At 50.4% G+C, this 15648-nt stretch carries 7 protein-coding genes; all 7 read right to left on the bottom strand.

What is annotated here, in order from left to right:
• Positions 1-19: 19 nt before the first annotated feature.
• The 7 genes from D5281_RS12145 to D5281_RS12120 all read right to left on the bottom strand — a co-directional run bounded on the left by D5281_RS12145 (position 20) and on the right by D5281_RS12120 (position 15401).
• The gene (locus tag D5281_RS12145) at positions 20-982 is read right to left on the bottom strand and encodes a YodL domain-containing protein (protein ID WP_277935334.1); all 963 of its coding nucleotides are present in this window, start codon (positions 980-982) and stop codon (positions 20-22) included.
• On the bottom strand, positions 979-9468 hold the full coding sequence (locus D5281_RS12140; protein ID WP_160560446.1) for an LPD16 domain-containing protein: 8490 nt from the start codon (positions 9466-9468) through the stop codon (positions 979-981). Before D5281_RS12140 ends, D5281_RS12145 begins: the two co-directional genes overlap by 4 nt.
• Before the next feature lie 38 nt (positions 9469-9506).
• The gene (locus tag D5281_RS12135; RefSeq protein ID WP_160560445.1) at positions 9507-11258 is read right to left on the bottom strand and encodes a DNA topoisomerase; all 1752 of its coding nucleotides are present in this window, start codon (positions 11256-11258) and stop codon (positions 9507-9509) included.
• A 128-nt stretch (positions 11259-11386) separates the two neighbouring features.
• Positions 11387-13024, bottom strand: coding sequence for a recombinase family protein (locus tag D5281_RS12130; protein ID WP_160560444.1), 1638 nt, complete (start codon positions 13022-13024; stop codon positions 11387-11389).
• 72 nt (positions 13025-13096) lie between these two features.
• Entirely contained in the window at positions 13097-13270 is a 174-nt protein-coding gene (locus tag D5281_RS25690; protein WP_277935333.1) for a hypothetical protein, read from the bottom strand.
• Positions 13271-13400: 130 nt separating this feature from the next.
• A complete protein-coding gene (locus D5281_RS12125; protein ID WP_160560443.1) occupies positions 13401-13748 on the bottom strand; it encodes a cupin domain-containing protein in 348 nt (115 codons plus the stop codon).
• A gap of 78 nt (positions 13749-13826) precedes the next feature.
• Positions 13827-15401 (bottom strand): MobA/MobL family protein, encoded by a 1575-nt coding sequence (locus tag D5281_RS12120; RefSeq protein ID WP_160560442.1) that lies wholly within the window; start codon positions 15399-15401, stop codon positions 13827-13829.
• Positions 15402-15648 lie beyond the last annotated feature (247 nt).

The raw sequence follows: 15648 nt of genomic DNA, 5'->3' as shown, positions 1-15648 counted from the left end.
TTTCTGTTCACGCCCCGCATCATTTTCTACCGCCGCCTGCCGCTCTTTTTTCCCCACTGCGCTTTGCAATCTCCGCCTGCTTTTTGTGGAGCTTTGCCAGTACTGAAGGCCTGCCCTGCGGCTTCTTTTTCGGTGGCATACTGTTTACCGCAGACGGGGACTTATACCCATTGTTTTTGCGCCCGTCAATCAGATTATAATTCTGCTCTCCGCTGCTCTCTGCGCTTCTTAAGTATTCCCCATTTTCCATATATTTCTGCCAGTTGTCAGGCGTAGGCGTATCTGTTCCAGATTCTATTTGGTGCAGCTTTGTTTCCTTTTGACAGGTGTGCGTTCTTTCCGGTTCTGCCGGAACAGGCTTTCGCCGGGTTTCTTCCTTGCTGCACCCTTCCGCTTCCGGCTGTGATGAGCGGATGTACTCTTCCAGCTTCCCCCTCACTTCCCCGTCAAAACCGTTCCTGACATGATCCACCGCCAGCCGCCCTGTTCCGTCCACCACTACCCATGCGGCTTCCTTCCCGTAAGTTTCATGCTCCATCAGAAAAAACTCCCGTCCTTCCAGCCTGATACTGTCAAAGGCAAGCCAGCTCCCGGCTTTCCCTTCTATATGGAAATTTATTGTATCAATGGAAACTGCTGTTCCAGATGAACCGCTTTCTTTATCAACAAAATTTTCTATCACGGTAAACCCGGTCTTTTCCACATAGTAAGAGATGACTGTGCCTTCCCTGTAAAATACCAGCACATCGCTGACGCTGACGGAATGCCCTACAAAGGAACGGGGCGGCTGTCTGTCAAGCTGCTCCTTTACTCCCTCCGGGGTATCCTGCGGACACAGGGCTCCCGTATAGACCCGTTCATAATCTTCCTTCCTGACCCGTATTCCTTTTTCCAGCAGCGTTTGATAGGCACGAAAACGAATATGCCTTGTCTCCGGCGTCTGCCGCATCTGGTAAACTTCAAACTGGTTTTCCATAGTCATAATTCCTGCCCCCTTTTCTTATATTCTTTTAAATTTTCCGCCCTGTTTTCCCGCTTTTCTATGGCCGACTGCCGCTCTTTCAGTGCCGCCAGCACCGACTTCCTTTCCCTGTTTTCTGATGTCTGCCCCGTTTCCATTCTGTCGGGATCCTCTGGTGCAGACCTGGCGGATTTTAACTGTACCTCTTTACCGTCCAGATACTTTTCCGCATTTTCAAAATATTCTTCCAGTGTTCCTGTTTTTTCCAGAGATATGGGGTTCATGTCAATGAGAAGCCCTGCCATGCCAAAATCCTCTCCATGCAGAAGGTTAAAAAAGTCATCCTCACGGATATCCCCTGCATAGGAGATCACAACGTCAATGTCGGAGCCTTCCCGGTACAGCCCATCCCTGGTTCTGCTCCCATATACCCTTGCGCCCAGCAGCTTCACTTCCTCCTCAAATCCTGCATGCTCAATCTGTGCCTGTGCATAGCAGAGCGCCATTTCCTCAACTTCTGCCCGGCTTAATCCATTCAGCGCCTTTTCCGGCTCCGTATTGCCCGATATAAGCGGAAGCTTCTGTATTTCCGTCTGCCCCGCTTCCTCCGCTTTCTCCATAAGCCAGCCATAATCTACCGTCATCATTCCTTCTGCGGACAGCCCTTCATCTGCAAGGATATCCTCTGCTGCTTCCCTGACCGTCACAGCCGGGTTCTCATATATTCCACCGTCCAGTATCCGGTAATCTTCCCCGTAAAAAGTATAGTCATATCCCCCTTCCGTCTCCTGGATCGAAAAATATCCGTTCCCTGTTTCACAGGCATACCCTTCCTCATCTTCCCACAGGTCTTCCGGTTCCTCTGTCCGTCCTTCCCCGGTCTCTTCCACAACCGGGGAAATTCCCGGATTATTTTCCCTGCTGTTTCCGGCAGTTTTTTTCTCTATATCTTCTTCCATATCTCTCTCCGGAATATCCTGAATATCATCCGCCTCCCTGTCCTCATCATCCAGCCCCACTGCCTCCGCAGGGCTTTTTTCGTCCATATTGAGAAGTACGTTCAGCTCTGCCAGTCGCTCTAACTTTTCCTGAAGCTCCGCTTCCTTCACAAAAGGCTTCTCCACTTCCTCCTTCGCAATGGCAAGCTGGCGCTGCACGTTTTCCAGCTTCTGCTTTGTCTCTTTCAGCTCCTCCGGTATCCTTGCAAGGGCGTTGCTGATGCGCTGCATATTGCCAAGGGCGTCCCTGCCGACCTCCACCCGGTAGCTGCACTTTCCCCCAATTCTGGCCATATACTGCTGGCTTAAGGCATTGTAAAAGACTGCCAGCCCAAACCCGCTAAAGCTCCCCACCGGCCTTGCATCGTCCGTGGCCCGCAGCCCCTGGCAGGCATAGATAAATGCCTCCCCGGCTTCTTTCCGGTCCGTATATACCCTGCCTTTTATCTCCATGGCAAAATTATCTTTCCCCTCCGCCTTTTCCAGAACAGGGGCTGCCATTTTAACGTCCGCCAAAAGCCCGGCGACACGTTCTTTCAATTCAGCAATCTCCGCCGGGTAATTCCTTGCGATATCTGCCTCCAGCCGGTATTTCTGGCTGACATGCTCCGCCTTTAACAGCTTTAACTTACTTACCTGGATATCCAGCTCCATCTTTTCTTTTATGTAAACATTCCCGGTGGCAAGGGACTTGATCTCCGCATAGGACAGGGCGGTATCGTCCACGTCCTCGCAGGAGCGCACCGGGGATTTGCTGGTCATGATCTGGGAGATGAACTTCTGCTTATTTTCCAAAATCTGCCATAGGTACGCATCAAATGTTGATTCCGTCACGTACCGGTATATCCACACCTTCTTATTCCTGTTCCCCTGCCGCAGGATGCGCCCTTCCTGCTGTTCCAGTTCCGCAGGCTTCCACGGGCAGTCCAGGTGGTGGAGCGCAATGAGCCGGTCCTGCACGTTGGTTCCTGCACCTAACTTGGGCGTAGAGCCTAACAGGATACGCACCTGTCCGGAACGGACTTTCGCAAACAGCTCCGCCTTTTTTATCTCTGTAGCCGCCTCATGGATAAAAGCAATCTGCTCTTTCGGTATCCCCACCGCCACAAGCTTCTCCCGCACGTCATCATATACATTGAAAACACCCGCTTTCGGCGTGGAAAGGTCACAGAATATCATTTGCGCGGATTTATCCTGCCTGGTTCTTTCCCATATTTCAAAAGCATTTTCCACACAGCGGTTTGCCTTGCTCTCTTCCGCGTCCGGCAGCATGTCATTTAAGAGCCGCTGGTCCAGCGCACATTTTCTCCCGTCATTGGTGATCCGCAGCATGTTGTCCTTAGCCGGATCAACGCCCCCTGCCCGTACAGCTTCCGCCCGCTGTGCAAACGTCTTCACCATCTCCTGCTGCTCCGTGCTTGGCTTTAACACTTCATTGACATATTCCGCCTCCGGCACGGGCAGATTTAAAAGGTCAGCAGTCTGGATATCCGCACATTCCTTAAACAAAGCCATTAATTCCGGCAGATTATAGAACCGGGCGAAACGTGTCTTTGCCCGGTATCCTGTCCCTTCCGGAGAAAGCTCTATGCCGGTGACTGTCTCCCCGAATGCCGCCGCCCATGCGTCAAAATGCACCAGCCCCAGCTTCTGTAAAATGGCATACTGCAAATAACGCATAATAGTATATAATTCCACCATACTGTTGGTTATGGGCGTACCGGTGGCAAAGGTGATCCCTCTACCTCCCGTGATTTCGTCCATGTACTGACATTTCATAAACATATCGGAGCTTTTCTGCGCGTCCGTCTGTGATATTCCTGCAACATTACGCATTTTCGTGTATAAGAAGAGATTTTTATAAAAATGGCTCTCATCCACAAACAGCCGATCCACGCCAAGCTCCTCAAAAGTCACTACATTGTCTTTCCGCTCCTGCTTGTTTAATTTTTCCAGCCTTGCGTCCAGCAGCTTCTTTGTCTTTTCCATTTCTTTAATGGTATAGCGCTCCCCCTCCGCCGCCTTTGCGTCTGAGATTGCAAGGATGATGTCATCAATCTGCCGCTCTATGGCCGCAATCTGGCGCTCTATGGAAAGGGGGATCTTCTCAAACTGGCTGTGGCCGATAATGATACCGTCATAATCCCCGGTGGCAATGCGGGAGCAGAACTTTTTCCTGTTTGCAGGCTCAAAATCCTTTTTCGTTGCCACTAGAATATTTGCACCCGGATACAGGCGCAGAAAATCACTGCCCCACTGCTCTGTCAAATGGTTAGGCACAACATAAAGATTCTTATGGGAAAGCCCCAGCCGCCTGCTCTCCATACCTGCTGCCACCATCTCAAAGGTCTTCCCCGCACCCACGCAGTGGGCAAGCAGGGTATTTCCCCCATATAGGATATGTGCCACCGCATTTTTCTGGTGCTGCATCATGGTAATCTCCGGGTTCATGCCCACAAATCGGATATGACTCCCATCATACTCACGGGGGCGGATGCTGTTGAAAAGCTCATTATAGGTCCGACACAATGCCTCCCGCCGATCAAGATCTTTAAACACCCACTCCTTAAAGGCTTCCCGGATCACCTCCTGCTTCTGCTGGGCGACCATAGTTTCCGTCTTGTTAAGTACCCGCTTTTCTTTCCCGTCTTCCGTTGTTATCTTGTCGTATATCTTCGTATCCCGTAAGTTCAGGGCGTCTTCCAAAAGTCGGTAGGCGTTTGCCCTGCCCGTCCCGTAAGTGGAAGTGACGAGGAAATTTCCGCGGGTATCAAGGTTCTTCTCTGAAATATGCCACCGCCCGGTTTCTTTCGCATACCTTGCCGCAATCTTTCTACCAAGATAATTCCCCGGTGTCTGGAACAGTTCCCCCATGAACTGTGTAATATAAGTATCCTCCACCCATGCAGCACCCAGCCGCACCTCTATCTCCGGAGCGTCAAGGTCTTTAGGCTGCACTTTCTTAAGATACTCCACGTTAGGCGCATACTCCGGGAGGCTTTCTGCATAATATTCTGCTGTGCGCAGCTTTTCCCTTACATTGCCGGAAAGATATTCGTCCGCCGCCTCCCACTTTTCTGTCACCGGGTTTTTAAAGATTACCCCGGTAAGTTCCCTTGTGGCTTCCTCCTCCGTTTTCCCGCATAGTTCCGCCATAAACGGTATGTCTACCCTTGCTTTTTCCCCGATGGAGACCGCAAGGGCTTCACTGGCGGTATCCACGCTGGTGACGGGTTCCGCTTTCCGTATGGTGCGCTTGGTAAAGATATCCGCCTTGCGCTCTAAATTCCCGTTCTCGTCAACCACCTCCAGCGCCGCCAGAAGGCAGTAGCTGGAATCCTGTGAGAAAGCCCTGCGGTTGGCGTTGCTGCTGATCAGGCCGTATTTCTTAGTAAAACTGTCATACTCTGTGTCCAGCTTTTTCTGCAGTGCTTCCACTTCCGTATCACTTTTATCTTCCATCTGGCAGCGGATCAGTTCCTGCGTAATATCCCGCAGTTTTACCATGCCAAGGACACGCTCCGTGGTCTTTGCCGGGATCTCCACCGGGTTCATCCTTGCATTCTCCCGGTAATATACCTTCCCGTTTACTTCCGCAAAACTGAAATTCTTCACGGAAGGGTCGGCGGGTATGGAAGCGCCCGCCTGGTCCGGCAGGAGTTCCTCCGGCTCCCTGTCCGTGATATCTCCCTGAATATGGCTTACTGCCTCCTTCAGCTGTTCCGACAGGGCTGTGCCCTCCATGGGCTTTACTGTGAGCGCCTGCTTCCCGAACTGTGTGCTTTCCATGGCAAATTTCCCCAGCACCATTTCCGGGTGGGCGGCAAAGTAGCTGTTTACAGAATATCCCTCCGGCGTAGTGTCAAGGCTTACCCATTCTGGCTGTTCCAGGGCCGCCCTGTCCCTTCTCTGGAAAAACAGGATATCCGCCACCACTTCCGTCCCCGCATTTTTTAAGAACGCATTCTCCGGGAGCCTTATGGCACCCAATAAATCCGCGCGGTTTGCGATATACTGGCGCACGGAAGGGTTCTGCTTGTCCATGGTGCCGCTCGACGTGACCACCGCCACCACCCCGCCGGGGCGCACAAGGTCAAGGGACTTTGCGATAAAATAGTCATGGATCAGGAAATTGAATCGGTCATACCGCCTGTCCGCCACCTTGTATGCGCCGAAAGGCACGTTCCCGATTACGCAGTCGAAAAAACTGTCCGGGTACTGTGCGTGTTCAAACCCTTGTATGGAGATACGGTTCTCCGGGTAAAGCTGCCCCGCAATCCTGCCGGAAATGCTGTCGAGCTCCACGCCATACATCTTAAGGCCTCCCATTCCCTCCGGCACAAGCCCCATGAAGTTCCCGGTGCCGCAGGAAGGCTCCAATATGTTTCCCTGCTTCAATCCCATATTTCCAAGGGCTTCATACATGGCCTTTATGACCACAGGCGGCGTATAAAACGCATTTAAGGTGGAAGCCCTTGCCTGTCGGTATTCCTCCTCTGTCAGTGCCTGTTTTAACTGCATATATTCCGTCGCCCATGCCCCGTTACCTTCCCCGAAAGCTGCCGGGATGCCGCCCCAGCCCACATACCGGGACAAAATATCCCGTTCTTCCGGCGTGGCTGTGCGGTTTTCCCCTTCTATCTTTTTCAAAGTAATAATAGCTTCCATGTTGGCACGGAATTTCTGCTTTGGCCCGCCTGCGCCCAAGTCATCATAGGTAATACGGAAATTGGCCGGAGCGGGGAGGTTTTTCTGTCCTTCCGGATTTTCCGGTTCTCCTGAATGTTTCTGTCCTTCTGCATTTCCCTGTCCTTCAAGATTTTTCCCTTCTGCTGTCCCTTCTGCTTCCAGTGAATCTTCGGAATGCAAAACGTCTCCTGCCTGTTCCCCCGTACTTTCCTTTTGTGAAGGCTCGTTTTGGAAAAATTCTTTTTGCGGAAATTCTTTTGGTGCTTCCTCTGAAGGCGCTTTTTTCTCCACAGGCGCGGCGTTCATATCCATGAAATCAAATAAGGACAGCTGCACGCTGTCCCCGATCCGTATCCCTTCCTGTATGCCTTTTTTCTTTTCCGGGAAAATGGTATAAGTGCCTTCCACATATCCCCGTACCTTTTCCAGAAGACGCTCCTTTTCATCATAGCCCTCAAAATCCGCCGGGAGCGCCGCCAGCGCCTGTTCCATGTTTTTAACGAGAATATCCCCTCCCTCCGGGGTTCCCAAAAGGCCGGCAATCTCTTTCCTGTGTTCATACGGGGACGGCGTTCCGTCCCACGGGCGTGTAACAGCTGCCGGGATGCGGCTGTAAAAATTTGCGGCCTGGGAAACAATCCTCTCTTTTTCATACTCCGGCATACGGGAAATATCCGCCGTGCTTAAATATCTGTCATGCCCAATCAGATATTTTATCCGCTTCGCCACGGCCGGCCATTTCAGCAGGGCTTCCGCTTTTACATCCTCAAGCCTCCCCCTGGTGAGGAGCAGTCCCTTCCCATCATGCCATACACCGGAATCCTCTGCGTTATCGTAGATAGTCCCGCCGCCCCCGATCCCGTATTCTTTCCAGAGGAAAGCTGCTTTCTCTTTATCCGTCCTGTCCTGTAGAAAATAAGAATAAATGCCCAGCCGCCAGTCTGGGGCTTTTCCCTTTGTAAGATAAGCGTCAATCTCGTCCTGCGTAATAAATGCCGGGGATTCCTCCCATGAAAAGCCCTCCCTTGCCCGGTACGGGACTGCCTCCTGCAAAGACTCCTTGCCCTCTGCCGCTACACCCTCCGCCATATCCTTTTCCACAGGCGCTGATATGTCCGTATGTTCCGTATCTGCATTGGAACCTGCCGCGTCCAATACCTCCTGTGGGGCATATTCCCCCTGCCTAAGGAGCTGGTGGATGCGCCCGCTTACCTCTTCCCATGTCAGGAATGCCTTATACAGCACCGCCCCATGCACGGAATCCCCGGCGGCGATCTGCATCCCCAGCTCGTCATGCCAGACGGAATATTTCCTGCCGCCGACGATAATGCCCCTGCCGCCGGTCCCGTATTCCTTACGGATAAATTCCGCAGATTCCTCCTCCGTCCGGGAAGCCATGAAATGATAAATAATATGCGGCAGGCTTCCCTTCCGGTTCCCGCCTGCCCGGAGCACCCCGTCCACTACGTCTGCGGGGATAGTGATCTCCCCGGCATACAGCGCCTGCACACGCTCCTCAATCTGCCGTATCTGCTGCTCCACGGAAGGGAACCTTCCGCTATGCGCAGAAAAAGCAGGGGCTTTGGTTTCCCCCGCTTTCTCCATATCCTGTCCGTTTCCTTCTCCCTCTAGCTGTACACCAGTTCCTGCAGGACGCTCTCCTCCGCCATGGCCGTCAGGCTGTTCATATGCGCCGCCCACGCCAGCGGGTCCTTCCCCTTGTCCGGCGCCGGATATTTCTCCAGAAGCCTTTCCACTAAGGCTTCCATCCTCTCCGCTGCCGCTTCCTCTATATCCGCCAGGTGGCTGTCCAGCTTCCCTTCCAGCATCATGCCCTGGTACCAGCCCACCCGGTTCTCCTTTAAGAATGTCTTCCGCAGCATCCCGTATTTCCCGATGGGCCTCTGCTCCTCCTCTATTGTCAGGTCCGGGATCAGGTAGTCCCCCTCCCAGTGGTATGTCAGTTCCATCCGCACTCCCTCCCTTCCCGCTTTCAGTTTCATGCTTTAAAGTGCTAAATTTATTGTAACCGATTCCTGTACGGTTTTCAAGGGCTTTCTGTTCTTCTTTCAGACAAATTTCTTTCACTGTCCGGCCGATGCCCCGAAGGAGCGGCTCCGTAAGGCTGCTTATGGCATTTCCCAATACAGCCAGCGCCGCAGGGGTATTGAAGTCCGTGATCCCCACAAAATCCCCCTCCTCAAGGTATTCCATGGGGTCTAAGCCGCACCGGAGGGCTGCCGCGTAAAAGATGCTGTTTTTCAAAAGCTCCCTGAAAGTTACCCTGACAGCATCCTCCCCAAGCCCTTCCAGATATGTCCCTTCCACTTCATAGTCCAGCCCCTGCATGGCTTCTTTTAAGTTATCTTCCGCAATGCGGGAAGAAACCGCCATGAGCGCCGGGCCTATGCCTGCCGCTTCCTTCCCCTTGAGCCCGTAGGTATCCGACACATAAGAAAGCACTTCCGCTTCATGCCGCTCTTCCATCTTCCAGAGGACAGGCGTCCATCCGCCCTGCACCAGACGGGTATCGGAAACGTCAAACACATATTTCAGCTTCATCTTCGCCCTGCTGTCATCCAACAGCGCAATCCCCTTTGCGCCCCTCCTTACCCACCGCCCTACTTTCCCGTTCCAGTCCTCCAGCGACACACAGGCAGTGGCGTCCGGGCGCTGGGCATGGACCAGCATGGTGTCTGGAAACGGATAACGGTACAGTTTTGCCGCCGTGCCAAGGTACCCCATCCAGTCCCTTGGGGAGCTGCTGATCTTTTTTGCCTCCTTCCTGGCAAGCTGCTGGATTTTCTGCAGTCTGTCCATTGTAAAGTCCCCCTCTCTGAAATGCTGTTATCTGGCTTTTATTTTCCTTTCTTCCCTTCCTGCTTCCCCTCTTCCCCCTTCGGGAAATCAAGGCTGAAATCAATCCGCCCGTCCTCCGCCTTCATCACGATATCCGCCGCAAAAGTCTGGTCCCTTTTTGCAGAATACAGATCCTTTGCATGGCTGCGCCCGGTTTTTAAAAGCTCTTTTGCCATCTTTTTTTCAATTTTCTTTTTCATGCCGGAAAGGTAGCGGTTCTCTTTCCAGAGGGTAAACGGACACTCGCAGTTGTTACAGTAAAAGTTCTTCTTTCCCTCATAGACCTCCGCCCCGCATAAGGGGCAGCTGCCTATGCTTTCTTTCCGGCGGAACCGGCCAAGTTCACTTTCCGGGATTTTCCTGCACCCTTCCAGTATCTCCCCCACCAGTTCCGTAATGCCTTCCGTAAAATCCTTACTGTCCAGCTCCCCCTTCTCCATGCACAGCAGGCCATTCTCCCATTCTGCGGTCATGAGCGCCGACTTTAGATATTCCGGCATGACTGCTACCAGCTCCATTCCCTCCGGCGTGGGGATAATCTGCCGCCCTTTCCTTGCCGCATAGCCGGAGGATACCAGCTTTTCAATGATCCCCGCCCGTGTCGCCGGGGTGCCAAGGCCTTTTTTCTCCGTATCCCGCTCAAAATCCCCCCTGCCCGCTGTCTCCATGGAAAGCAGGAGCTGGTCTTCCGTAAAGTGCTTCGGGGCGGAGGTAAAATGTTCGCTGATTTCTGCCTGAATGTTTTCAAATACCTGCCCCTCTGCCAGTTCCGGAAGCTTACCTTCCTTCCGGCTCCCGGCAGGTTCCGGCAGTCCCTGGTCACCTGCATCTTCCGCAGTCTTAAAAGCGCTTTTCAGCATATCCTCAAAGTCTTTCCAGCCATTGTGTGTGACGGTCTTTCCGAAGGCGGCAAAAATATGGCCGCTGCAGGAAAGTTCTGCCTTCACTGTTCCATAGATATGCTTCTCCCCTGTCGCGCACAGGAGGCGGCATGCAGTAAGCGCCAGCACTTTCCGCTCCGCTTCCGGCAGGGCTGGAAGGTCCGCTTCCCCGATCCTTGCAGTGGGGATAACTGCATGGTGGTCAGTGACCCTTTTACTGTCCAACACCCTGCTAATATCCGGAACCGGCATCTCCATGCCTGATAAAATATTTTCCCCAAATAAGCCGGAATGGAGGACTGCTTCTATTACCTTCCCCACTGTCTGCCCCATGTCGTCAGACAAAAACTGGCTGTCCGTCCGGGGATAGGTCGCCAGCTTTTTCTCATAAAGTCCCTGCAGGTATTCCAGCGTTTCCTTTGCGGTAAAGCCGAAAATGCGGTTGGCGTCGCGCTGTAAGGTGGTAAGGTCATAGAGTTTTGGCGGCGGTACCGTCTTTTCCTCTTTTATCACGGATACCATCTGTGCCTGCCCGCCGTTGCATTCTTCCAGCATTTTCTGTGCTTCTTTCCTGTTATCCATGCGCCCTGACACTGCCTCCATCCCGCCGTTGGAAATATGGACTGTAAAATACTTTTCTTTCTTAAAACCCCTGATTTTTTCCTCACGCTCCACAAGCATGGCGAGGGTGGGCGTCTGCACCCTGCCCACCGCCAGCTTCTTAAAGTATTTCGTAGTATACGCCCGCGTGGCGTTCATGCCCACCAGCCAGTCCGCCTTCACCCGGCAGACGGAGGCCTCGCAGATATCCCGGTACTCCTTTCCGTCCTTCAGGTTTGTAAAGCCTTCACGGATTGCGGAATCCTCCATGGAACTGATCCACAAACGCTTTACTGGGAGGGTGCTTCCGGACAGGTCGTATACATGCTTAAATATAAGCTCCCCTTCCCGGCCTGCGTCTGTTGGATAGTTGGAATAGGTGACTTAGAAAATATCCATTATTCAAGGGTTTCCAGTGCCCCTATGAATTTGTAATGGATAGTAAGTCGTTGAATTTTCTGCCCGTCTATCTCTACGGGTTCAGAAACAAGAATTTTTTCTATAAGTTGATTGATTATCTTGAAATTGAGTTCCGTTATTCCTGCATAACCGCTTATCTGCTCCGCAAACTGCTCAATGGAAGATAACTGTTCTTTGTCTGCTATGGCACTTTTTTCAAGTTCCTTTATCTTGGCTGTCAGTTCTTCCTGCTCGCTGTCAAATCGTGCCGACAACATTTGGAAACGCTTTTCCGTTATCAGTTCCCTTGTCAAATCCTCGTACAGTTTGGCATACAGGTTTTCTATTTCCGACACTCGCTGTTTACATTGCCTTAGTTCCTTTTTCTGCTGTTCCTTGTCCGCTGACAGTTGGAGATTAAGACGCTCCGCAATATCCGTTACCATTGCTTTCCTGTCCGTCAGTGCCTGTCCTGCGTGTTTCTGAATGTCCGCAAGCACAACTTCGTGAACCGTCCTCGCCTCAATGGTGTGTGATGAACAACCCTCTTTCCCAAACTTACGGTACTTGGTACAGCAGTAGAAAGTCTTGTCTAATACGTTGTTACGCTTTCTTTTCTGCTCGACTTTGGCAAGCATGGCACTCCCACAATCAGCACATTTGATAATCCCTCGGAAAATGTTATCATATCCGCTTGAACTTTCCCCGATAACGGGCGGTCTGCTCTGCAAAATCTTCTGAACTGTGTTCCAACGGCTCTGCTCGATAATCGGTTCGTGTGTGCCATAGATGATTTCACGCTCCGCATACGGGATATACTGTCTTTTCTTGGAACGCATGGTCTTAGTTGGTTTGTCCGCAACAGTAAGGTTTCCTGCATAGACGGGATTGTGCAGTATTTGGCTGACATAGGCGGTGTCCCAGTCATACATTTTTTCCTCGTCCATAAACCGCTCAAACAGTTCTTTCTTGTAGAAACTCGGTTTCATAACTTTCGCCTTACGCAAGCGGTTACAGATAGTGTGAAGCCCCACGCCCTCCTCGGCGATTGAGAAAATCAGTTCCACAACGGGGGCGGTCACTTCATCAATGACAAGGTGGTTATGGTCTTTCTCGTCTTTCTGATAACCGAATGGGGCGGTAGTAGCCATATACTTGCCCTGCATTCTCCTCGCATGGAGTGCGCTCTTGATTTTCCTTGACGTGTCCTTTGCGTACATTTCATTGATGATGTTGCGGAACGGTGTAATGTCCATTTGTGCGTTGTCTATGGAGTCCACGCCGTCATTGATAGCAATGTAACGTACATTATGGTTAGGGAAAAACACCTCGATATATGTACCCGTTTCAAGATAATTCCTCCCCAAACGTGACAGGTCTTTTGTAATGAGCGTTGACACTTCCCCGTCCTGTATGTCCTCAATAAGCTGTCGGAAAGCGGGGCGGTCGTAGTTTGTACCGCTGTAACCGTCATCAACATAGAACTGGCAGTTCAGAAAACCGTTGCGCTTTGCATAATCTTTCAGCATGGTTTTCTGTGTGCTGATACTCATGCTCTCATTGTTCGTGCCGTCATCTTTGGAAAGCCTGCAATATAAAGCAGTGATTTTGTCGTTATTCAGTTTTGCCCTTTTCATTTTGTCCTCCTTGATGAAAAGGGACTTCCTCTCAACTCATATTATACTATATTCCCTTTTCCGTTTCCAGTGCTAATTTACGCTGTTTTCCGCTATTTCCTTAACCTTTTTTGTTATCTGTTCCTCGGCTATCCGCTTGAATACTGTTTCCATTTTTTCAGTGCCTACATAATGCCTTTCCACAATTATTTTTGTGGGTGGGTGCTGTCGGCTGGCTCTATGCTGTGTGTTGCTGTCTTTGCTCATAAATCTGCTCCTTTACATGAAAATAGAGCGCATAGACTGGTTTCTATGCGCTCTGACGCTGTGTTACCTATTTAGATGCGATTGTTGTAATGGTTATTAAAAAACTAAAATTTGTCGCTATTATATTTGCTTACCCTGTATATGTTCCACCCGTATTTTCTTGATTGAGAGTTCCCTCAACTTCAATCAACAGGCATTTGACCAATTCGTTACATATTGGACGATGTTTTGTTCCTTTAGGAATTATTATAAAATCTCCCTCACATAAATGTGTTAATCCGTCCTCAAACTCAATATCAAATTCTCCCTCAATACAGTAGAAAAGTTCATCAGAATTTTCGTGTATATGAAAATCTAAAGTTCTATGTTCTGCTTGCAATACATTTAACATATGATTATTTAATGTACCCACTCTCTTATAGAGGAACAGTTCATCAATCGCATTTACATTCTCTTTCAAATTTACTTTTTGTATCATATGTTTCTCCTATTCAAATCTCAATTTGTACCTCCAATAGAATACCACAATCACACGCATATTTCTATCACATTTTCATTAAATTTCTTCCTCCCTCCGCTTAGTCCTGCTTTGCTGTCTGTTATGCTGTCGGCTCTCGTTCTGAAGTTCCCTCTCAAAGTTCTTTTTGTTGTAGCTGATTACCTCGGCGTATGCTAATTCTGTGGCGGTCTTGGTCTGCTCTTTGCCGATACTGTCATACTCCGATTGCAAAGACTGTATTTCCGCTTTCCACTGTTTCGGCGTTATCTTCTCGCCATTCTGTAAAAGGCTCTGCATACGCTCTTTTAATTCGGGGTACTTTGATAAGCTGTCCTTATGCTCCTTATCGTATTTCATTTTCGCATACCCTTTTAGTGATTGGCTCTCCTTATAGGTGGCTTGGATTGGCGCATAGAGGGCATACATTTTTGACAGTTCCTTTAATCGGTTTAGTTTCTGCCCCTTTGAAAGATGTACCGTTTCAAGCTGTTGGTATCTCTGTTCCTTATCTGCTGTGAATTTCGCAAGGCTCTCAAAGCTGTCTATCTTCCTTGTCGTGATGAATTTCTCCGCATTGCCGGCTGACTGCAAGGCGGTTCTGTCGGATATTCTTCTTAGGTGTTTTCCGCTGACAATCGGCAAGTCTAATCTGCCTTTGCGCTCCCTCACTTTTGCAATCATCTCCATGACTTCATTCTTCACGCTGACCGCTGTATTCTTAATCTTGGCATACTGTGCGCTGTGAAGTTCCTGCTTGGCAAGCATGAGCATTTCTTTCGCCTGTTCCAACAGCATATTGTTCTTAATGATTTCTCGATTGATATTTCCCCGCTCGGTCTGTATTCCCTTGCGCTCTAAAGCATTGGCAACCGCCCCGATATGGATTGTCGGCTCTTTATCAATGCCCTGTTCCTTAAAAGAGCGGTGTTCCCAATGTACCGCAATCCCCAACTGCTCATTGGTGGCATTGATTGTGTCGGCTAAATCCTTACGCCACATCTTGGCGTTTTCCTTGCTGTTCCAGTCGGTGCTGTCGGCGGTGTGGCATTTCCACTGTTTCCTGTTCCGCTTGTCAACTTTCTGCTGTCCTGTCTTTTTATCAATCACTGGTATCTTTTCGCCGTTTTCGTCAAGGTCATAAATCTTCTTTTGTTTTGCTCCCCATTCCCCGTTTTCAGTGATAGGGCGCATAGTGAGTAAAACATGGATATGGAGATTGCGCTGTCCTTTATCGTTCTCGCTGTCATGGATTGCCCAGTCAGCGCACATACCTTTATCAACAAAATTCCTCTGAACGTAATCCCTCACAACTTCCTCTGCAAGTTCATAACTCCATTCGTTGGGGAGTGACGCTTTTAACATTCTCGCAAGCTGTGATTTCTGTCCTTTTTCGGACAGTTCAACAGCGTTCCATAAAGTGGCTCGGTCTGCATATTCTTTAGGTGCATTGGGTGGGAGAGTGATTTCGCTGTGGACTAAATCTTCATGGTATTTCGGGCGGTAGGTCTGCCCGTCATATTCGCTGACAAGAATACTCCTGCTGATGTAGGACGCTTTTTCAACTGCCGACTGCCCCTTGCTCCGCTTAACTATGGAGAAACGTGTGCTTGCCTGTTTCGTGACATTACCCATACGCAACACCTACATTCTGCCGATAAGGTAGTGGGGCGCACCCATAGACTTTGTGGGCAGATAAAAGCCGCACTTTGGCTTTTGTCTGAACGCAAAGTTCACTAAAGGGTAGCAAGCGCAGCTTGCGAAGGGGAATTGTCGTTTCCCCTTTTGGCTGTCGCAAGACAGACAACGCCCTCCGCAGGAGTCCATGCAAGTGAAACTTGCCCCTCGGAGAGCGCACATACCACCTCCGGTGGTATATCTG

The organism is Parablautia muri (genome assembly GCF_009917485.1).
In the GTDB taxonomy this organism is placed as follows: Bacteria; Bacillota; Clostridia; order Lachnospirales; family Lachnospiraceae; genus Suilimivivens; species Suilimivivens muri.
The sequence above is the reverse complement of the archived record's forward strand: the minus strand, read 5'-3'. Positions and strand labels throughout refer to the sequence as shown.

Excerpts from the sequence above, each read along its gene's own strand:
- D5281_RS12130 (WP_160560444.1), bottom strand. The coding sequence starts at position 13,024 with ATGAAAAGGGCAAAACTGAATAACGACAAAATCACTGCTTTATATTGC.
- D5281_RS25690 (WP_277935333.1), bottom strand. The coding sequence starts at position 13,270 with ATGAGCAAAGACAGCAACACACAGCATAGAGCCAGCCGACAGCACCCA.
- D5281_RS12140 (WP_160560446.1), bottom strand. The coding sequence starts at position 9,468 with ATGGACAGACTGCAGAAAATCCAGCAGCTTGCCAGGAAGGAGGCAAAA.
- D5281_RS12125 (WP_160560443.1), bottom strand. The coding sequence starts at position 13,748 with ATGATACAAAAAGTAAATTTGAAAGAGAATGTAAATGCGATTGATGAA.
- D5281_RS12145 (WP_277935334.1), bottom strand. The coding sequence starts at position 982 with ATGACTATGGAAAACCAGTTTGAAGTTTACCAGATGCGGCAGACGCCG.
- D5281_RS12135 (WP_160560445.1), bottom strand. The coding sequence starts at position 11,258 with ATGGAGGATTCCGCAATCCGTGAAGGCTTTACAAACCTGAAGGACGGA.
- D5281_RS12120 (WP_160560442.1), bottom strand. The coding sequence starts at position 15,401 with ATGGGTAATGTCACGAAACAGGCAAGCACACGTTTCTCCATAGTTAAG.